Source organism: Cytobacillus gottheilii (assembly GCF_900166665.1).
Classification (GTDB): Bacteria; Bacillota; Bacilli; order Bacillales; family Cytobacillaceae; genus Cytobacillus; species Cytobacillus gottheilii_A.
On sequence record NZ_LT800494.1, the window covers coordinates 4,471,321 to 4,491,859 of the forward strand.

At 38.7% G+C, this 20,539-nt stretch carries 24 protein-coding genes; 3 read left to right on the forward strand and 21 right to left on the reverse strand.

The window, feature by feature from the left end; all coding sequences use genetic code 11:
* Positions 1-15: 15 nt before the first annotated feature.
* Genes B7E07_RS21910 through nikA form a run of 5 tightly spaced genes read right to left on the reverse strand, consistent with a single transcriptional unit; the run spans position 16 to position 4,843 of the window.
* Positions 16-774, reverse strand: a complete 759-nt coding sequence (locus B7E07_RS21910) for an ABC transporter ATP-binding protein (protein ID WP_080848893.1) — start codon at positions 772-774, stop codon at positions 16-18.
* Positions 755-1,570, reverse strand: a complete 816-nt coding sequence (locus B7E07_RS21915) for an ABC transporter ATP-binding protein (protein WP_080848894.1) — start codon at positions 1,568-1,570, stop codon at positions 755-757. Before B7E07_RS21915 ends, B7E07_RS21910 begins: the two co-directional genes overlap by 20 nt.
* Positions 1,567-2,415, reverse strand: coding sequence for a nickel transporter permease (gene nikC, locus B7E07_RS21920; RefSeq protein WP_080848895.1), 849 nt, complete (start codon positions 2,413-2,415; stop codon positions 1,567-1,569). Before nikC ends, B7E07_RS21915 begins: the two co-directional genes overlap by 4 nt.
* A complete protein-coding gene (gene nikB, locus B7E07_RS21925) occupies positions 2,415-3,359 on the reverse strand; it encodes a nickel ABC transporter permease (protein WP_080848896.1) in 945 nt (314 codons plus the stop codon). The genes nikC and nikB overlap by 1 nt, the downstream gene beginning before the upstream one ends.
* The gene (gene nikA, locus B7E07_RS21930; protein ID WP_373886080.1) at positions 3,359-4,843 is read right to left on the reverse strand and encodes a nickel ABC transporter substrate-binding protein; all 1,485 of its coding nucleotides are present in this window, start codon (positions 4,841-4,843) and stop codon (positions 3,359-3,361) included. The genes nikB and nikA overlap by 1 nt, the downstream gene beginning before the upstream one ends.
* Positions 4,844-5,111: 268 nt before the next feature.
* Here nikA and B7E07_RS21935 point away from each other — a divergent pair, with 268 nt between their 5' ends.
* A complete protein-coding gene (locus tag B7E07_RS21935; RefSeq protein WP_080848897.1) occupies positions 5,112-6,479 on the forward strand; it encodes a PepSY-associated TM helix domain-containing protein in 1,368 nt (455 codons plus the stop codon).
* Positions 6,480-6,494: 15 nt separating this feature from the next.
* Positions 6,495-6,959: a FixH family protein gene (locus tag B7E07_RS21940; RefSeq protein ID WP_080848898.1), complete on the forward strand. Its 465-nt coding sequence runs from the start codon at positions 6,495-6,497 to the stop codon at positions 6,957-6,959.
* A 381-nt stretch (positions 6,960-7,340) separates the two neighbouring features.
* On the opposite strand, the gene B7E07_RS21945 is transcribed toward B7E07_RS21940, so the two are convergent.
* The 15 genes from B7E07_RS21945 to B7E07_RS22020 all read right to left on the reverse strand — a co-directional run bounded on the left by B7E07_RS21945 (position 7,341) and on the right by B7E07_RS22020 (position 17,912).
* Entirely contained in the window at positions 7,341-7,946 is a 606-nt protein-coding gene (locus tag B7E07_RS21945) for an ABC-2 transporter permease (protein WP_080848899.1), read from the reverse strand.
* Positions 7,939-8,808 (reverse strand): ABC transporter ATP-binding protein, encoded by an 870-nt coding sequence (locus B7E07_RS21950; protein WP_080848900.1) that lies wholly within the window; start codon positions 8,806-8,808, stop codon positions 7,939-7,941. The genes B7E07_RS21945 and B7E07_RS21950 overlap by 8 nt, the downstream gene beginning before the upstream one ends.
* Positions 8,808-9,185 (reverse strand): GntR family transcriptional regulator, encoded by a 378-nt coding sequence (locus tag B7E07_RS21955; protein ID WP_080848901.1) that lies wholly within the window; start codon positions 9,183-9,185, stop codon positions 8,808-8,810. Before B7E07_RS21955 ends, B7E07_RS21950 begins: the two co-directional genes overlap by 1 nt.
* A 572-nt stretch (positions 9,186-9,757) precedes the next feature.
* The gene (locus B7E07_RS21960) at positions 9,758-10,657 is read right to left on the reverse strand and encodes an NAD(P)/FAD-dependent oxidoreductase (RefSeq protein WP_080848902.1); all 900 of its coding nucleotides are present in this window, start codon (positions 10,655-10,657) and stop codon (positions 9,758-9,760) included.
* A gap of 112 nt (positions 10,658-10,769) precedes the next feature.
* A complete protein-coding gene (locus B7E07_RS21965; RefSeq protein ID WP_080848903.1) occupies positions 10,770-11,210 on the reverse strand; it encodes an Rrf2 family transcriptional regulator in 441 nt (146 codons plus the stop codon).
* 88 nt (positions 11,211-11,298) lie between these two features.
* Positions 11,299-11,703, reverse strand: a complete 405-nt coding sequence (locus B7E07_RS21970; protein ID WP_080848904.1) for a nuclear transport factor 2-like protein — start codon at positions 11,701-11,703, stop codon at positions 11,299-11,301.
* A complete protein-coding gene (locus B7E07_RS21975; RefSeq protein WP_080848905.1) occupies positions 11,700-12,041 on the reverse strand; it encodes a hypothetical protein in 342 nt (113 codons plus the stop codon). Before B7E07_RS21975 ends, B7E07_RS21970 begins: the two co-directional genes overlap by 4 nt.
* A gap of 15 nt (positions 12,042-12,056) precedes the next feature.
* Positions 12,057-12,614: a histidine phosphatase family protein gene (locus B7E07_RS21980; protein WP_080848906.1), complete on the reverse strand. Its 558-nt coding sequence runs from the start codon at positions 12,612-12,614 to the stop codon at positions 12,057-12,059.
* A gap of 17 nt (positions 12,615-12,631) precedes the next feature.
* Positions 12,632-13,096, reverse strand: a complete 465-nt coding sequence (locus tag B7E07_RS21985) for an NUDIX domain-containing protein (RefSeq protein ID WP_080848907.1) — start codon at positions 13,094-13,096, stop codon at positions 12,632-12,634.
* A 61-nt stretch (positions 13,097-13,157) separates the two neighbouring features.
* Positions 13,158-13,898 carry a DUF5071 domain-containing protein gene (locus B7E07_RS24915; RefSeq protein WP_306807576.1) on the reverse strand — a complete coding sequence of 247 codons (741 nt, stop codon included), beginning with the start codon at positions 13,896-13,898 and terminating at the stop codon, positions 13,158-13,160.
* Positions 13,899-13,916: 18 nt separating this feature from the next.
* The gene (locus B7E07_RS22000; RefSeq protein WP_080848908.1) at positions 13,917-14,372 is read right to left on the reverse strand and encodes a GNAT family N-acetyltransferase; all 456 of its coding nucleotides are present in this window, start codon (positions 14,370-14,372) and stop codon (positions 13,917-13,919) included.
* Positions 14,373-14,607: 235 nt separating this feature from the next.
* Positions 14,608-16,062 (reverse strand): DHA2 family efflux MFS transporter permease subunit, encoded by a 1,455-nt coding sequence (locus B7E07_RS22005; RefSeq protein WP_080849339.1) that lies wholly within the window; start codon positions 16,060-16,062, stop codon positions 14,608-14,610.
* A gap of 24 nt (positions 16,063-16,086) precedes the next feature.
* Positions 16,087-16,665: a TetR/AcrR family transcriptional regulator gene (locus B7E07_RS22010; RefSeq protein ID WP_080848909.1), complete on the reverse strand. Its 579-nt coding sequence runs from the start codon at positions 16,663-16,665 to the stop codon at positions 16,087-16,089.
* Between the two features lie 233 nt (positions 16,666-16,898).
* Entirely contained in the window at positions 16,899-17,291 is a 393-nt protein-coding gene (locus B7E07_RS22015; RefSeq protein WP_218970450.1) for a hypothetical protein, read from the reverse strand.
* A gap of 48 nt (positions 17,292-17,339) precedes the next feature.
* Entirely contained in the window at positions 17,340-17,912 is a 573-nt protein-coding gene (locus B7E07_RS22020; RefSeq protein WP_257391518.1) for a GNAT family N-acetyltransferase, read from the reverse strand.
* A 180-nt stretch (positions 17,913-18,092) separates the two neighbouring features.
* Here B7E07_RS22020 and B7E07_RS22025 point away from each other — a divergent pair, with 180 nt between their 5' ends.
* Complete coding sequence (locus B7E07_RS22025) at positions 18,093-18,515, forward strand: SRPBCC family protein (RefSeq protein ID WP_080848912.1); 423 nt, start codon at positions 18,093-18,095, stop codon at positions 18,513-18,515.
* 66 nt (positions 18,516-18,581) lie between these two features.
* Here B7E07_RS22025 and abc-f read toward each other — a convergent pair whose 3' ends face one another.
* Positions 18,582-20,456, reverse strand: coding sequence for a ribosomal protection-like ABC-F family protein (abc-f, locus tag B7E07_RS22030; protein ID WP_080848913.1), 1,875 nt, complete (start codon positions 20,454-20,456; stop codon positions 18,582-18,584).
* Positions 20,457-20,539: the final 83 nt, after the last annotated feature.

Genomic DNA, 20,539 nt, shown 5'->3' on the forward strand with positions numbered 1-20,539 from the left:
GATGGACTTAAGCCCTTAAAATATTTCAATCAATTCTTTTGTATAAGAATGACGGTCCTCTGAAAATAATTCAGAAACAGGAAAATGATCGACTAGTTTTCCTTTTTTCATCACCATAATCTGCTGACTTAATTGATGAACAGCTGTTAAGTCATGTGAAATAAACAAATAAGATAGCTGTAACTGCTGGCGAAGCTCAGCCAGTAAAGCTAATACTTCCGCTTGCGTAATCACATCAAGACTGGCAGTTGGCTCATCAAGAATCAACATCTCCGGCTCAATGCTGATGGCTCTTGCAATGGTCACACGCTGCCGCTGACCGCCGCTGATTTCATGAGGATACCTGTCTCCCATCCCTTTTGGCAATCCAACAGCTTCTAAAAGCTGATTGACATACTGATCCTTGGAAGTAAAAGAAAAATGAGTTAATGATAATTCCTTTTGGTACTGAAGGTATGGGTCTAGTATGGAATCCTTTATTTTCAAGCGGGGGTTTAAGGCTGCTGTAGGATTTTGAAAAATAATCTGTATGTCCTTACGAATTGGCCGAAGCTGACTTTGGCTTAAATTTTGAATTTCCTTGTCCTTAAAAGTGATAGAACCAGCGTCTACACCCTCCAGCCGAAGCAAGCAGCGTGAGAGTGTGCTTTTTCCGCACCCGCTTTCTCCGACAAGTCCAAGACATTCACCCTTTTTGAGATCAAAAGAAATATGATCCACCGCGTTTATTCCGTTATAGGATTTGACCAAATCTTTAACTGAAAGTAGGTTCATGTTTTTTCTCCTCTTCTAAACCAGAACGCAGCCCGCTTCCTAAAATAGGAGCTGCTTTAATCAATTGTCGTGTATATTCGTGCCTCGGATGATCAAGAATACGGTGTTTCCCGCCCGTTTCAATAATCTGGCCTTCCTTCATGACAGCCAGACGATCGGCATAGCGTCTAACATGACGCCAATCATGCGTAATAAAAAGAATCGCACAGCCCGTATCCTTTTGCTTTTGAGCTAATAACTGCAGTATTTTGTGACTTGAAACACTATCCAAAGCAGTTGTGATTTCATCTGCAATCACCAAATCTGGCGAAAGCAAAAGCGCTAAGGCGATGGAAACACGCTGAAGCTGTCCTCCACTGAGCTGAAAAGCATACCTCTTATAGAAAGACGCATCCAATCCCACCGATTCAAGTGCTTCAATGGCATTGTCTTTTCGCTGTTCTCTACTCGAAATGCCATGCGCCTTTTGATACTCGTGAAAATGCTGAGCAATCGTTCGAAAAGGAGTAAAAGAGCCATGATAATCCTGAAAGATATACGAAATTCGCTTGCCCCGAATATCTTTCATCTGCTTCCTGTCTAAAGTCAGCATGTTTTGATTCATGAACTGAATATTTCCACTTGCTTTTAAATTGGCGGGAAGCATTTGACCAACTGCCTGTGAAAGCACGCTTTTTCCGCTTCCGCTCTGTCCAACGAGGGCAAACCATTCCCCTTCCCGAATCGACAAAGAGACATTATGAACAAGCTGTTTTTCCTTCGTGCTCACACCTAATTGTTCAATTGATAGAATCATCCTTGCATCTCCTTTTTAACATCGAATCGATCTCTCCAATAGTCTCCAAGCATATTTGAAACTAACACCACAAGGACAATGGCTATACCAGGATAGATCATTAATTCAGGGTGTGACTGGAAATGTGCTTTAGAATCATTTAGCATTGTTCCCCACTCTGGCACTGGCGGCTGTGCACCAAGCCCAATATAGGATAGGGATGAAATTAATAAAATGATTTTTCCTAAGTCTAAACTTGCCATGACAAGAACATTTCCCACAATATGAGGAATGATATGCTTTTTAATAATGCTAAATGATGATAGTCCATTTGTGCGAGCAGCTAATATATAATCTTTCTTAGATTCAAGCATGACCGTACTGCGGACAAGACGGGCATAATTCACCCATTTAACCAAGACAATTGCAAGCATCAGGTTGCCAATTCCAGGACCAAGCAAGCCGCTAAGCACTATTGCTACGATAGTATCAGGAAAAGCCAAAAATCCATCGGCAATTCTCATAAAAATACGATCAACTACACCGCCCTTATACCCCGAGATAAGTCCGATTGGAATTCCAACAAGCAATGCAGCTAAAAGTGCAAATAAACTATATCCTATTGTTTGCTGTCCACCTAACAGGAGCCTTGTCAGTACATCTCTGCCAAGATGATCGGTACCAAGCGGATGCTCCCAGCTCGAGTCTTGAAGCCTCTGGCCAAGATCTGTTTGCGTTGCATCGTGCTGCAAATATAGAAAGGCATAAAGACAAACTAGCACAATAACGACCAGCAGAAGCTTGAGCAGGTTGAGCTGCCATTTTCCTTTTTGTTTTTTCTGCGCAAAAGCATTCAACGACTTCATTATTTGTTCTCCATTTCTTTCATTCTGATCTCAGGATTTAGATAACGAAGCGAGAGATCAACACATGTATTCACGACAAATACAATCATAGCCATAACCAATATATACCCCTGAATTAGCGGGTAATCTCTCTGCCGAATCGCTTCAACTACAAGACTTCCTAACCCAGGATAGGAAAAGATGACTTCAATAACAACGACACCGCCAATTAAACTTCCTAAGCTCACACCAAAAACAGTTATGACTGGCGGAATACTATGCCGAAATGCATGCATGAAAAAGATCCGAACTTCCGACAATCCGCGTGCCCGGGCAGCACGAATAAATTCTTGGCTGAATGAATCAAGCAAACTTGAGCGAAGCAGACGTACATATACACTTGAAATAGCTAAACCTAAAGTGATGGACGGCAGGAATAATGACATCAATCCATCTCTGCCCATTGTCGGAAACCAATTTAATTGCACTCCAAAAAGCTGAATGAAAATAAGCCCTAGCCAGAAGCTTGGGATGGCTGCTCCAACAATGGATAGAATTCTGCTCACATGGTCAATCCAGTGGTCACGATAAAGGGCAGCTAGAGATCCGAGCGGAATAGCTACAATTAACATGACAACAATGGCACCTATAGATAATTCCACTGTTGCCGGTAAAGCAGCTAATATCATGTCCATGACCTTTTGTCCTGTAACGAAGGATTCTCCAAAATCCAATTGGATAAAATTCAAAAGCCAGAGCCCGTACTGGACGAGAACTGGCTTATCGAATCCCATTTCAGTTCTAAGAGCTTCAACTTGCTCTTGACTTACTGAAAGTTCATCTACATTTAAAATGGTCAATACTGGATCACCAGGTGCTAGTCTAATAAACAGAAAACTAACAAACGTGATAAATAATACAAATATTAATACCTCAAAAAATTTCCTGGTGATGATTTTTAACATTATTTCACTTCCAACTTATTGTTGATCATATAGTACTCACTTTTTGTTGTTACCCAATTTACCACTTTATCCTTGTTAAAAGCAACAATGGTAGAAGGATGCAGCACAAACGAGTTAATCATATGTTCATTTACATAATCAGCTGCTTGTTCAGCAAGCGCAGAACGATCATCTTGATCTACCGCTTGATTCAGCTCATCAATAATTGCTGTTAGTTCTGGCTCGTCTGCACCGCTAAAGTTTAATGCTCCTGTTGGGTGGTACGTAGCATTCAAGTAATATCCAGCATCTCCGCGCGGTGCTGTTAAGTTACTATAGGTAGCTAAATCCCAATCGCGGTTAGAGGCCATATATTCTTCTGGAATTTCAATTTGTCTAATCTCAACTTCAATGCCAATTTGCTTTGCATCAGATTGGAACACTTGTGCAATCAGCGGCAAATCTGCTCTAGCAGGATATGAGAGTAAAGTTAGCTTAAGTGGTTCCCCATCCTTCTGCATAACCCCATCCTGCAGTGTATAGCCGGCTTCTTTTAGGTATTCTACTGCTACATCAGCACCATGCGGCTTTTCTTCATAATCTGGTGCAAATGGAAGGGACGGCAAGAATGGTCCAACAGCTGGCTCAGCGTGGCCAAGCAAGATTTCATCTACAATTCCCTGTCTGTCAATTAATGCATCAACAGCACGGCGGACATTAACATCTTTTAAACTCTCTCTTTGAACGTTCATTGTCATTTGATGCACTCGGAATGTTGCTGTGGATTCTACTTCAATGGATTCATCTTTTTGCAGGTTTTCTAAAGTCTCTACTTCCGGACGGTACACGATATCCACCTGACCTGATTCTAGAGCTAAAGAGCGTGCATTAGCATCTTCATTAAAAGAGAAAGTTACAGTATCTAATTTTGATGCTCCGTCCCAATAATCATCAAAACGTTCAAGCTCCAGTTTACTTCCCGGTGAAAACGAAGTAAGCTTAAACGGGCCTGTTCCAACAGGATTATTGACAATATCTTCTTCTGTAACATCTATAATAGAAACATTTGGATTAACCAGTTCAGAAATAAACTCCGGAAATGGCTCTGTTGTAATTTGCAGTGTCAGTTCATCTACGACTTCTATACCCTCTATCTTTAAGGCATTTTGAATCGCTACATTTTCTGCTAATGCTCGATCTAATGACTTCTTAACAGCTTCTGCATCCATTGCATTTCCATTTTGGAATTTGATGCCTTCACGAAGCTTGATTGTCCAATTTTCACCATCTTCACCTTCCCAGCTTTCAGCCAGCCAAGGTTCAATGCTTAAATTTTCTTCATCTAAGCGGATTAGCGTTTCGGTAATTCCCGCTCTAATAGGCACGTAACTTGAATCTACATGCGGATCAAGTGAATTGGTAGAGAAGTTATATAAGAAATGAATATTCTTCTCTCCATTTTCTTGTCCTTTCTCAGAAGAGGTACCCATACATGCGCTCAGCATAACTGCACATATAATTAATATCACTAAACTCATCCAATTTTTCTTTATGTAAAATCTATTCAAAACAATAACCTCCAAAACGAAATAATTACGATTCTAATAGTATCGTAATGGTTACGATTTATCAAGGAAAATTTTAATCTCTTTTCTATTCTATTTTCATTCATGTATAATAATTCACATTGCCATAATTAATAACTTCATATTTTTATCACATTTTTGTTTTACGCTTTTTCAGTACTTATTATTATTGAAGGAGAAAAATCCAATGAAAGAATTAACGAAGACAAGTTCTTCTAAAAAGCAAACAGATGCTTCATTATATAGATCAGTTTGGCGCTGGCATTTTTATGCCGGCATTATTATTGCACCATTTCTTCTTATCCTAGCGGTTACAGGATCTATTTACTTATTTGCTCCTCAGATTGAACAAGCTATGTATAAAGATTACTATGTTGTTGAAGCACAAGGAGACAAGCTTCCTGCCACAGAGCAGCTTGCAGCTGTATCAGCAGCATATCCAAATGGACTGATTACAGCCTACCGTCCTGGAGAAAACGAAACACGATCAAGTGAAGCAACCATTACAATGAACGATAAATCATACACGGCTTTTATTAATCCATATACAGGTGAACTGGTTGGTTCACTTAATAATGAAGATCGTATTATGGATAAAATTGAAGAAGTCCACGGAGAACTAATGGCAGGCACTATAGGGGATCGTGTTGTAGAGCTTGTTGCATGCTGGGCAGTTGTATTAATCGTTACCGGCTTTTTCTTATGGGCTCCACGGAAAAAGACAGGCCTTCTTGGCACGCTGTTCATTCGTTTTAATAAAGGGAAAAAAATCTTTAGACGAGATCTTCATGCTGTTCCAGCATTTTGGATCTCAGCTGGAATGTTATTTCTAATAATGACGGGTTTGCCTTGGTCCGGTTTCTGGGGCACTAACTTTCAAACCATTGTTACAAACACAGGTACAGGATATCCTCCTTCTGTTTGGGTAGGAAGCGGACCTGAATCGATCGTAAAAACAAAAGATATTGCAGATGTTCCATGGGCAGCGGAAAATTTAGAAGTCCCACAGTCGGATATCCAAGACTATGTTCCAGTTTCAATAGATGAAGTAGTATCCATTGCCAATAGAGAAGACCTTCATCCAAGCTACACCATTAGTATCCCTAATACAAAAGAAGGCGTGTATACCTTATCTGCTTTTCCCCCAAAAGCGAAAGACGAATTAACGATGCATATTGATCAGTATTCTGGTGCAGTATTAACAGATTATCGTTATGACAACTATGAATTTATGGGAAAAGTCATTGCCATTGGCATTACACTTCATAAAGGAACAGAATTTGGACTGATCAATCAGTTAATTAGTTTATTTATCTGCCTGGGGATTATATTAATCGTCCTAAGCGGTTTATATCTATGGTTAAAACGTAAGCCTAAAAAAGAAATGGGTGCACCAAAAGCACCTAAAATCTTCAATAAGAAACTTTTCCTTTTTACGCTCATAGGTTTAGGAATTATTTTCCCGCTAGTTGGCCTATCATTGATTATTGTATGGCTGCTTGACCTGCTTGTGATCCAAAGAATTCCTGCTATAAAGAGATTTTTTAATGCTTAAAGGGAGATTATATCTATGAAAAGATTATTTAGTGTTTTTATATTTTCAGCTTTTCTTCTAAGCGCCTGTTCACTTGATGAGAATGTTGCTGATCTATATAAGCAAGAATCTCCTCTCGAAGCAGATATTTTGATACCTGAGTATTTTTCAAAGGAAGAATCTGAGCTGATCCAAGTTCAACTCACTCAAAATGGAAAAATTGTAGAAAATCCTGATTTTGTTCACCTAGAAATCTGGAAGCAGGACGGCTCTTTGAATTATGGTATGGAAGAAGCTGAAAACTTGGGAGATGGCATCTTCGGCCTCAGCAAACCATTTGACCTGGACGGCCTCTACTATGTCAAAGTTCACGCCAGCAGCGCCGGTTCCATGATCGTTCCCACAAAGCAATTCATTGTCGGTGAACTTTCACAGAGCGACCTGGACGCCCTCCAAAAAGGCATCAAACAAGAGGGTGACACAGGCGGCCATCATCATTAAGCCAGGAAAGTCAGGAGAACGGTTCTCCTGGCTTTTTTGCTGCAGATGGCTGGGGGAAAAGTTTTTGATACCTTTTTAGGGGGAAATTCATTCATTATTGTCCCACATAGAGAAATCTCACTTACAAGTTAGACAGCAGCGTGGAAAAACAACCGTTCAGCTAGTTATTTCCCTGTCCTAATGATACAAAAAAGACGGATATTCGCCGTTGTGGAAATTTATCCGCCGTAATAACTCAAATATTCGCCGTTATTTTCATATATTCGCCGTCTTTTTCATATAATCGCCGTCAGAAAATTTTATCCGCCAAACGCCCTAATTGCCAGAGGACCAGCCTACTGCACCACTTTCAAAAAAAAGAGCGTGGACAACACCACGCTCTTAAAATACTTTCTTCTTATATATATACATCGATAAAAGCCACGAGCCTGCATATAAAACGAAAACAGCACCAGCCATCATAAAATAGATCAGATTTCCCTCCAAAGCAAGGAGCCATCCAATAAACGCTCTAATCTGATCAATCCAATTTCGAACAAATAGATTTATTACCACAATAAAGATGCCTGATCCGATAAGTGTGACCATTAATAATTGGCCGCTTTTAAATTGATAAGAGAGCGGGAAGATAAAGGAAATCACACTAAGGACAATACAAAACATCAGTAAAAAAACTTTCCAATCAACAATCACACCATTAATAACGTAATTGCCTATAAGAATGGTGAGAGCAACTCCCGTTGTAAAAATAAGCGTAACAATATATTTTGAACTGACAATTTCCTTCCTTGTATAGGGCAGGGAATTAAACAGTATATGAATAGGAGACTTCTCATCCTTTGAAAAAGAAGACAATGAGATCACAACGCTAAAGACAATTCCAACCCATAAAATTGAAGTATTCATCGTCAAGTAGATACACAAAACCGGCAACAGCAGGATTGAACTTTTCTGCAAGATTAGATCCTTACGAACCAAACTAAACATGCTGCTTCGCTCCTTTCTTTGTGTAATACATAATGTCTTCTAGTGTAGCCTTCTCCATAATCACCATATCCCCAAAGATCTCTTCTGCTCTTCTCTTATTTGATGTTAAAGCTTCGAAACCGTAATTCGATTTGCGAACTGCCAAAAATTCCTGCTCAATTTCTCTATCCAATAGCTCCAATCCGCCTTTAACAATCGCATACTCTTCTTCAATTTCAATCAGATTTTTTGTGAAAATATGCTCGCCATCATGAATAAACGTAATATAATCTGCAATCATATCTAAATCTGTTGTGATATGTGTGGAAAAGAAGATTGTTTTATCACCGTCTTGCATCAGCTGGTGAAGGATCTCCAGAAGTTCTCGTCTAAAAATAGGATCTAATCCGGATGTTGGCTCATCCATAATGATTAGTTCGGCATGATGTGATAAAGCCATCGTGAGGGAGGCTTTCATCATCATTCCTTTCGAAAACGTTTTAATTTTTTTCTTTAGCGGCAAATCAAATAGTTTTACATACTGGTTGAATAGATGATCATCCCATTTTTCATATGCATGTCTTACAATATCTTTCATTTGTTTCAGTGACAAATGATCATATAATATATTTTCATCATAAACAAATCCAATTCGCTGCTTAATCTCTTTCTCATGCTCTTTATAATTCAAGCCAAAAACAGAAACCGTCCCGCTATCTGGCTGCAGCAAATTCATAATCATTTTTATGGTTGTTGATTTTCCAACTCCATTTCCTCCTATAAATCCTGTGACAAACCCCTTTTTTACAGTTATAGAAAAGTTCTTAATGTTAAACCCTTTAAAGGATTTATGAACATTTTTAAGTTCTATAATGTTTTCCATTATTCTTCCTCCCTGTAAAGAATCGTCAGTAGTTCTTTTAATTCTGTAAGGCTGATGCCAATGTCTTTGCTATTTCGAATGGCAGTGAGCAGCTGCTCCTCAATCCCCTTCATTTTCGCTTCTTTCACCATCTCACTATTTTGCTCTGACACAAAAGAACCTTTTCCGACTATTGAATAAATGAACCCGGTCTTCTCCAGCTCCTCATATGCGCGCTTTGTTGTAATAAGACTTACATTTAACTCCTTTGCCAGCTGCCGCATAGATGGCAGCGACTGTCCTGCTTTCAATTCATCTGATGTGATACTCCTTTTCAGTTGTTCGTAAATTTGCTCATATATGGGCTGTTTTGAGCTATTTGAAATGATAATTTGCATGGCAACCTCTTTTATTGTATATATTGTTTATATACACATTATATACAATATATACAATAAATCAACCCTTCTATTTAAAAACTTGGTTGGCTCTTTTCTGAGTGCTTGTTTTTTTGGTAGATGTTTACTTGAATAAAAAACAGTGAAATAAGCGGAGATTTTACCCTTATTTCTAGAATTGAGCAATTTCGAGGCGAAATAAGCGGAGATTTTCCGGTTATGTGGAATAAAATCGCCGATTTGCATGGTTTTCGGAGAGTTAGACGGAATTTCTCCGTCTATTTAAGCTCATTTTAAGTGGTTTTATGATTTAAGCGGAATTCTTCCGTCTATTTTTTATGCATTTGTAATTTTTGCATTTTCAGAAAAAATCTGTGTACTATGCCTGTTCAATGAAACGATAAGTGTGAGACTCTGCTTATGCTCAGCACCCACCCAGCCGGAAAGCGAGTACATGACTATAGGATTTTTGTATATTTAAGTAATAAAACAAGGTTTGCAAAAACAAAAAAAGCACAGGATGTTGTACCTCATCCTGTGCCGATCCTTCTATTCTTCCTCTGCAAAACGAATTAAAACTCCGCCATCGTCAACTCACTATTCACACCAGCCGCTGCACGGACTCCTTCACTCGCTGCAATAATCAGCTGTGAAGGGCCTGAGAATGATGTATCACCTGCAGCAAACACGCCAGTTATATTCGTTTTTCCGAGGGCATCCACTATGATTCCGCCATTTTCATTTGACGCACAGCCTAACGAAGCTCCAAACTGATTCCCTTGGTATAATTCTGTCGTGACAAACCCGCCTGTCCTTAAGATTTCATGACCGTCTTCAAATATAACCTTTTCCAGCTTGCCTTCTGCACCGTGTAAACGGGCTATTTTTTCCTCCCTCACGAGAATTCCTTTACGCTCAAATACTAATTTATCTTCTTCAGAGATGATGGTGTTTCCATTCGTACAAATGATTAAATCTTTGCTCCACTGATAGATCATTTTTGCCATATGGACCGCATGGGCATTTTCAGAAATCAAGACAAGGGGCTGATCCCTTTGTTCCCAGCCATCGCAATACGGACAGCTGAATAAACTTTTCCCATAGAACTCCCTAACACCTTCAACATTGGGGAGTCTTTCTTTTAATCCTGTAGCAAAAATAAGTTTTTTACTTGTGATAATCTGTCCATCTGCAGTCTTTACACTGATAAGTCCATTCTCTTCCTTATATACTTCAATTATTGTTTCCTTCTCAATTTTTACGGAAGGATATTTAAAAATATCATTATGAGCTGCTTCTCTGAATTCCTTAGGTGTTACACCATCTCTTGTTATAAAGCCATGCGACTCGTGGGTCACCTTGTTTCTGGCATCGTTATTGTCAAACAGTACAGTTTGTCTTCTTGCTCTTCCTAAAACCAATGCTGCATTTAATCCCGCGGGACCACCGCCAATAATGATACACTCCAACATACTTACGCCACCTCATTCGTTAATTTTTTATGCAGATATCAAATGATGTTTTTGACTACTCTTCTTTCAAAGACATTAAAGATATTTATAGTCTATAATTAGAAGAAAAAAATTAGTTTGCCGCCGTGTGAATACTCGTGATCATATCGGCATTTACTTTTTCAGCCACACCTGCAATGGTATTAAGCGTTAAATGCTCTTCCATTTTTTGCTCAGCTTCATTCATAACATTCTCTATCATGCAATTTCGGCGATCATGGATATTATTTTCTAGTCCGCATTGAAAAAAGGATGCTTTGCCTTCAATTGCTTGGATCACATCTAAAAAAGTAATTTCCTTTGGATCCTTAATCAGCTTATATCCGCCGTTTACACCTGTTACAGACTCTACAAAACCAGCCTTGACCAGGTTTGCCAGTACCTTTGACAGATACGTAGGAGAAACCTTTTGGACTTCAGCCAATGACTTTACTCCAATTGTTTTCCCAGATGGTATAACAGCTAAAAAAACCATTGAATGTAATGCGTAATTAGTTGCTTTTGAAAATTTCAACAAACTCACCTTCTAATTATAGACTTACGGTATCTATAATATCCTATTTAAAATTGACCGTCAATCATACGAATTCAATCCTCAAAAACTATTCATCCAGCTTAATTACATAGGACGTAACATTCTTAAGCACATTTTTCCCCGCACTGATAAAATCAATGACATGGCAAAAAGAATAGGAATCTCCATTTGCTAATGTAAGTTGACCATGTGCTGCCGCCTGCTTACCATGTGTAATGACTGCTGATAATTCCAGCTGTGATATCACAATATTGCTTTGTAAATACGCTCCGACCTTTTCTTTGCCTTGAAGGTTTACTTTATTTACAATGTTCCAGCACACATTCTCATCACTATTCTCCAATATAAAGGATGAATCCTTACGAGCAGCTGCCACTAGAATCTCTTGGATTATTTTCTTTTTCGGTGAGTTCCCACAGTCTTTAGGCAAGGTAAAAAGAATTTCATCGTTCTGTCCAAGAGGCTTGCTCATGTCGTCAGTCCTTTTCCTTCAGAATTGCTAATCACTTTTCTTATTGTATAATTTTCTTCTCGTATTTCTCTTTTATGTGTCAGAAGAACAGATTGGAACGCTTTGAATAAAGCTTGAATCTCAGGATGCTGATTGATTAACTCGAGACTTTGTATGTATTCTTTCTCATCAGTATACTTCGTTATTTCTAACCACTTTGTGGGGTCATCTTTACTCTGTAAGTACTGTGTATGGAATAATAGATATCTGCCATATATTCTGCTGGCCTTTTCTTGAATATCTAAAAACTCTTCCAGTTTATCGTCTTGAACATAATATTCATACACCTTAACAAACATCTCTTCCCTCCTCCATTACAGAACTCTTTTTATATTTATAAGATCATTTCCAGAAAAAACAAGCATATATATGTCAGGCATGTCGAGGCTCTTCCAAAAGTCAAAACCATAATCCTTATGATAATAATTCATGATCAGCGCCATCAGATTTCCATGTGTGCCAACAGCCACTTTCTGGCCTGGATGCCGTTTAAGCAGCTCCTTTGTAACGGTCACACCTCTTTGCTGTGCAAACTTATTGGATTCCCCGCCTTCCCAGGAAAAATCCTCATCACTCCAAACCATCGCAATTGCTGCCTGAAAGTCTTCTAAAGGGCGGGCAGCTAAGGTTCTTTCCTTAAAGTTTTCTTCTATAAGTATTTCTTTGCCTATATATTCTGCAATTCCTTCCACTGTTTGCAAAGCCCGTCTATAGGGACTTGAGTAAACATAATCAATTCTTTCCCCTTTTAAAACTTCTGTCACCCGAGCCGCATCTGTATAACCACGCACAGACAGCGGCCTTCTTAGCTCATCAGGTGTATAGTCAGAATGAGCATGTCTGACTAAATATAATTGAGTCGTCGTTTCCATCTGCTTCCTCTCTTAAACTAGTTTATATCTCCTAAGTAAACAGGCTGTTGTTTGCCTGCAAAATAGTTCATGATGAACTGCCGCATGGTGTGCGGGTATAATCGATGCTCCAATAACTCTGATATATTCAGCCATTCTACACCAATCTGGCCATCGTCAGGATTGATTCCATTTCCTATTTCTTTACTGTCCTCTGAAATCCTGCATAAAAACATATATTCTGTCTGCTGAATCTCGTGATCAAAATGGGCATGTTCATGATTTTTCCCAATATACTCACGGATAAAAAGCAACTCTCCAATTTCTACACTTGCATTGATTTCTTCAATACATTCTCTTTTTAACGCCTGATGAAGGTTTTCTCCAAATTCCTGGCCGCCGCCTGGAAGTATATAATACCCTCCTGCCTCATCGCGTTTTTTAATTGCCAGTAAGCTGTTATCTTGGACGATTATCGCTTTTGCTGAGTTTCTAATGCCCATTTGATCATCTCCTATTATTAAATATTATATTCTGTCTATTTAAAACAAAAAGAGAGTGACATCATGCTAAATTACTTACTATTTCCTTTGCCAATTCATCCAGACCCTCATCTTTTTCACCTTCTGTTGGTTTTTCCGCTATATGTATTAAATCATCTTTAAATACCGCTCTAAGATCATCTGGCATTTCTTTAACCAAATACTCTAAACACCAATATTTCCATGGTTCATCATCTGTTGTTAAAACAATTTTAATCAGATGGATAATATCCTCTGGGTAGGTTAACAGCAGCTGCACAACCTCACGCGCAATCGGCCAATTGATGTCTTGCATCCATTCCATGAGCGCCGGCAGCAAGGGGAGCAACTCACTTTTATCCAAATTATTTAATTTAGTCACTCTTTCAATGTCGTGCTTGTGTCTTGGCAAGTAATCATCCAGCAACTGAACCATTTCATTTTCTGTATCTCTTTCTGATATAACCCGATAATTAGATGCAACATATTGAAATATATATCTATCTCCAAGTTCTTCAATCACCTGCATTGTTAATAAGGCTCCACTTTCGTTAAACACTTCCTCCAATTCCAAACCATTAGGAAGGAATTTTTCAGTTTCCCAATTAATCCACTCCCCGTATTTCAAGCTCCATGAAGACAACTCATCTTTTAAAGCATCCGAAATAGGCAATTCCTCAAGATCTAAATTACAGCCGCATCTGTTGCACCAAATCGGATCTGCACCAATATCGCCTTCAACCTTAATATCCTTAGTACTTCCTGTTTTACATAAGCAGTTCATTATTCCACCCACATTCGGTCATTGTAGTAATTTGTTAAAAGAAGTCAGAGATAGCTGTTCATTCACCCTTATCTCCTCCAGTTTGGAAAATCCATTTTTAGTATAAAATTGAATGGCTGGAGCATTATTTGAGGCAGTTGAGACGCAAATGGTATCTATATTATCCATATACGTTTCTATGAAACTTAAAAGTTCCCCAGCAATCCCTTTTTTAAAATATTGAGGATGCACGATTAGCCGATGTATATCTAGTACGTTTTTTTCCAGTTTCACCGATATGACACCACATAACTTTTTCCCGCAATAATAACCAAAGAATATTTCTCCACACCGCTGCAGTGATTCGACCGTATCTTTTAAAGGAGGAATATCTTGATAGCCTATAATATAAGCCTCAATGTTATAGGAAGGAATTTGAACATCTAAAACTGCCTTAGCATGTTCAGGATCTGTAATATCAATTTTCTGTATCAAATCATTTCCTCGTTCCTGTCATATATATTTTTACACTAAAATAGATCACACCTTTGTGTACCTTACCTAGCACATAGAGAATTACAAATTTATATTTATTTACTTTATTTTATTGCTTCATCTTCTGGTTATTTCCATTTTATCATGCCAGTTTGTCATTTCAGGAAATATTTTCAAGGAAAATATATAAAAAAACAGCCCTGCTAGTTTAATAACAAGGCTGTTAGTAATTCTATTACATTTGATGTTCAACTTTTACACGTTTAATAAACAGGGAAATGATGAATCCGATGATCGCCATAATGATAGCAAAGATGAACGCATCCTGAACTCCTGCAGTAAAGGCAAGAAGCTGATTGACAGGGTTAGCTGGATCTTCAACAGATGTCATAAATGACTCTTGACCTGAAGACATAATAGAGATGGCAATGGCCGTTCCAATCGCACCAGCCACCTGCTGCAATGTATTCATAATGGCTGTTCCATCAGGATAAAGCTCACGCGGCAGCTGATTTAAGCCGTTTGTTTGAGCAGGCATCATAATCATAGAGATTCCCACCATTGTAACGATGTGAAGACCAATAATAAATCCAGAGCTTGTTTCCATTGTAATCGTTGAGAATCCAAACATAGCTCCTGCTAAAATGACAATCCCAATTTTCACTAGCCATTTTGGACCGAACTTATCAAATAAACCCCCCATAACTGGAGACAGGATTCCATTAATGATTCCTCCTGGAAGAAGAAGCAATCCTGCTGCAAACGTCGTTAAGGCAAGGGATGTCTGTAAGTATAATGGTAAAAGGATCATGGTTGATAACATGACCATCATACAAACAAGAATTAACAGCAATCCAATTGTAAACATTGGGTATTTAAACGCTCGTAAATCAAGCATCGGCTTTTCCATCTTCGTTTGTCGGATTGAAAATAGAACTAAGGAAATTACCCCAACAATAATGGCAATGATAACCGTTGGACTTCCCCAGCCGCCGCCTTCACCCGCACTGCTGAATCCAAATACAATTCCGCCAAAACCAAGAGTCGATAGAATAATAGAAAGAAAATCAATTTTTGGTTTTGTTGGAACTGCTACATTTTGCATAAAGAATAAGCCAAAAATAAGAGCACCAATTAATAAAGGCAGTGAGAACCAAAAAATCCAATGCCATGTTAAATTATTGATAATAATACCTGAAATCGTTGGTCCTACGGCTGGAGCAAACATAATAACCAGACCAATAACACCCATAATACGACCACGTCTATGCGGCGGTATTATTAGTAGCATTGTATTAAACATAAGCGGCAGTAATAAAGCTGTCCCGATTGCCTGAACGACACGTGCGATCATTAAAACAGCAAAAGTTGGAGCAATGGCTGCGATCAGCGTTCCAATAATCGAAGCAATAAGTGATGTGATAAATAACTGCCTTGTTGTAAACCACTGCATAATAAGTCCTGAAACTGGCACTAAAATTCCTAATGTCAGCAAGTATCCAGTTGTTAACCATTGAGCCGTGGTTTCGTGAATACCAAAGTCTCCAATTAAATTTGTTAACGCCATATTTAACGCTGTTTCACTAAACAAGCCAATAAAACCTGCTACAACAAATGAGATGATGATCGGCACAACGCGCAAATCACCAATATTGATTTCCCCCGTTTTCACCTGCTGTGTATTACCCATTTCCATTCTGTTTCCCCCTATATGTCATTCTTGATTCATTTTTAACAGCAACGACAGCTGCCTTGCGATCCTCCGGATAGGATTCCCATTTTGATACGTGATCGACAAAATGCATGCCCCTTCTATCATTGCAGCTATGGTAATTCCTAACTCTTCCGCGTTTTCTCTTCTAAACCCATACTGCATGAGGATCCCAGCATATAGAGTCTGAAAATCTTTGAAAACCATTTCACATGAATAACGAAGCCTCTCATGTGTAAACGCTGTTTCCGATGCGATTAATCCGATTGATAACCCATCGATACAATCTCTTACATCAAAAATCGCAGCTACATTATCAAGATAATATTCGAATGCCTCTGCTGCTGTATTTTTCCCAGATAAGTCTTTCTCAGCTCCCTCCAGTACTAGCTTTCTCATCACTGAAATGGCTTCAATGGCAATTTCTTCTTTGCCGTTTGGAAAGTGATAATAAATGGAGCCTTTTGGAGCACCACTTTCCTCAATGATCTGATTAAGCCCTGTTCCGTTATAGCCTTGACGCTGAAATAAACGAGTAGCAGTTTGCAAGATGATATCCTTTGTATTCTGTTTACCCTTCATCCTATTCACCCCAAAAATATAGCAACCGGTCTAGAGTATGTTAACCAATTATTTTTATAGAGTCAATTGGAGTGCTCGCTTATTTATAAAATCTTTACAATGGTCATTTTCTTTTGAATGCAATATTAAATGAGTGTAAGCAGCAGGTTGAAATGTTTAATCGTTTGTGGAAATACGGAGGGCTACAACTGGTAAAACAGGAGAGGGCAGAACCATCTAAAAACATTTTGGCTCTAACCCTCTATCATACGATCTAATGTTTCTTGTATTTCTTTCTCATAAGGAATGTCCTTTGAGCTTAAATTTTGTTCATGCACGTAAAAGATCAATATATTTTGCTTTCCATAAGTAAGGAATGAGACTAAATTAAAGGCAGCGGTCTGATCATCAAAATCGTTCAGTCCTTTTTTCAATGCTTCTTCTGATTTAAACTCAAAAATATATAGCTCTTTAGCATTTAACTTATAGACAGCTGGTTTCACATGATTTAACTTTGAGCCGAAAACACTCCCTTTTGTACTGTCTGCTTCTTCTAAATTAATTCCATCTTCTATTAAGGCAGCAACGATTTCTTCTTCAGTCAAAAGCGAGCTATCATTGGTGTTTTGCGCCTGACAAGAGATCAAGAGCATGACCAAGCATATTATGATTAATTTTTTCATAGATCACCTTTATTAGAATGATTGTGCATCTGTCCTTATATCCCGCTTTAATAGAGAGTATATGTATAAGTCATCAAATTTCCCGTTTGTATATTCATAGTTTCTCAATAGCCCCTCTTTTATAAAGCCTATTTTTTCTACCACTTTTTGCGAAGGCTGATTTGCTGGTTCAATTAGTGCTTCAATCCGATTGATGTTCATTTGGTCAAACCCGTAACTGACGACTGCTTTGATTGCTTCTGCTGCAATTCCCTTGCCCCAATAAGCTTTACTTAATTCAAAACCAATTTCTGTTCGAAAATGCTTTGCAACTCCGTTATGAAAACCGCAGCTTCCAATAATAATATCTTCTTCCTTTAGAGTAATGCCCCACCTCATACCGGTCTGTTGATCTTGTATGGATTGATACCAAGCGATCTCATCTAACGCATCGTCTACTGATGTAAAGGGTAATAATCCGTAATATTTCATTACATCCTCATCAGAAAGATAAACTAAAATACTATTCGCATCCTCTGCTGTTATTTTCCTTAATCTTAATCTGGGTGTTTCTATTATTGGGAAATGCTCCGCACTGATTTTCACTGCAAAATCTCCTTTTTCAATGTATGATTTTCCTTTATAGTTTAACACCATAAACTTAGCATTAGTTTATTAATTTAAGACAATTTTCAATAGTGAAAATATAAATATTCACTTATAATAATAAATAGATTATCACCAAGTTTTTGCGGCAAAATTAGAATATTTTGAAGGAGCTAAAACATGCAAATCTCTAACAAAGTTACGGTGGAAACAACTGTTCACGCACCAATTGAAAAAGTTTGGACGTATTGGACAGAACCAGACCATATTAAAAACTGGAATAGTGCCTCTGAGGATTGGCACACTCCATTTGCTGAAAACGACCTTCGAGCTGGAGGGAGCTTTGTTTCCAGAATGGAAGCAAAGGATGGCAGCGCTGGCTTCGACATGGGCGGAGTGTATGATGAAGTGGTGTTACATGAACGAATCTCCTATACAATGGCTGATGGCAGAACGGTTCAAATACAATTTAAAGAAAACGGAAACGAAACCGAGATCGTTGAGACCTTTGATGCCGAGAGCACTCATCCAGTTGAATTTCAACAGCAAGGCTGGCAGGCCATTTTAGATAACTTTAAAAACTATGCAGAAGGCAGCAACTAATTCTCTACAGGAAAAGACTCAATCACCAGATTGAGTCTTTTATTTTGGATCCAAGATTAAAGCATACTAGCCAATCAATTGTTCGTAGAGTTCCTCCCACTGCTGCTCAAGCTTTTCCTTCTCTGCAAACAATTGCTGCAGAAGCTCTAAATCCTGAACTTCTGCCAGCCTTTCTTCTAGCCCAGAAATTTTCTTCTCTACTTCTTCTAACACCTCTTCCAGATCTCTAGGCTGTAAATCCTTCTGTTTAGGTGATCTTAGTCTGGCTGGAGCAGCTTTCTTCTTCTCTTCTGCTCCTGGCTGAAGACGGCTTGTTCTTTCAAACATTTTCTGTTTAGCCCATTGATAATTCCCGTCAAATCCATGAACTTTCTTCGATTCAATCCAATAGATCCTATCGAACAGCTTATTCAAAAAGTAACGGTCATGCGAAACGGCTAGGATCGTCCCCTTATAACTTTCTAAAGATTCTTCTAACACTTCACGAGAGTCAATATCAAGATGGTTTGTTGGCTCATCCAAAACCAGAACATTCGTATCCTGGTACATCAGCTGAGCTAAGCGAAGTCTCATTCGCTCTCCCCCGCTCAACTGGGAAACCTTGCGGAAAACCATATGACCATAAAATAAAAATCCTGCTAATATCTGTCTCGCCTCACCTTCTGTCACTCTTACCTCGTTGCGGAATACATCCATAACGGTTTCATCTGCAATATCAGAAAAAATATGCTGTGATAGATAACCAAATTTCACGTTGCTACCGATCTTCACTTCTCCTGCATCTGCTTCCATTTGACCAAGTATCATCTTGATCAAAGTAGATTTCCCCGTTCCATTTTCTCCAATAATAGCCGTTCGATCCTGGTATGAAATATGCAAATTGACATGACTAAAAAGCAACTGTTCTCCAAATGTTTTCGATACCTCTTTAAGACTGATTACATCCTTTCCGCTGCGACCAGAAGAGTCCATATCAAGGTTCATTTTCTTGCGATTTAACACTGGTCGGTTCAATTTTTCCATTCTTTCCAAGGCTCTTTCCATATTCCTCGCCCGCTTATGCAGCCCTTCATTTGGGGGATTTGCACGGTTTGCCCACTCTCTGAGCCGCTTAATCGCTTCTTTCATCTTCTTTATTTTCTTTTGCTGTTCTTCATAAGCGTGAAACTCCTGCAGCAGCTGTTCTTCCTTCTTCACTATATAATCAGAAAAGTTTGTTGGATAAGATTGAATCTCTCCATCCTCTAAATCTAAAATTTTATTAACGACTTCATCTAGAAAATATCGGTCATGGGAGACCACCACAATTGTCCCGCTATAGTCTTTGAGAAAATGCCCAAGCCATTCGACTGCCATTAAATCCAAGTGATTAGTCGGTTCATCTAAAATTAAAAAGTCCGGCTTTTTAAGCAGCATCAAGGCTAAACCAATCTTTGTTTTTTCTCCTCCGCTCAAGGAAGCAAATAACTTTTCCAGCAGATTCGAAATCTGAAGGCCGTTGACGATTTTATCGATATTTGCCTCCACTTCATACCCTCCTGCTAACATGAATTCATCCTGCAGCTGGCCGTAATCTTGGATCAGCTTTTCTAACCTTTCACTGTTAGCTGGTGTACTCATTTCCACTTCGAGTTCCTTCAATCGATCTTCTAACTGAAAAAGACTTGAGAAGGCCGTCTTTAATACTTCCTTCGTTGTTAATTCCTTTGGAAATTCAGGGATTTGTGCCAAGTATCCAATTTGGGAACCTTTTCTCCAATGGATTTGCCCATGATCGGGGGCCTCTTCACCAGATAATAATTTTAATAATGTCGTCTTTCCGCTTCCATTTCTGCCAACTAAGCCGACCCGTTCCTGATCTTGAATTTCAAAAGATATATGTTCAAAAATGACGCTTCCGCCATACATTTTGCTAACTCCATTTACACTGCATGCAATCATCCTATTTCCTCCTTAAATAACAAAAATCCATGGGTACAGAAAACACCCATGGATCTCAGACAAATATTTTATACAGAAAAAAG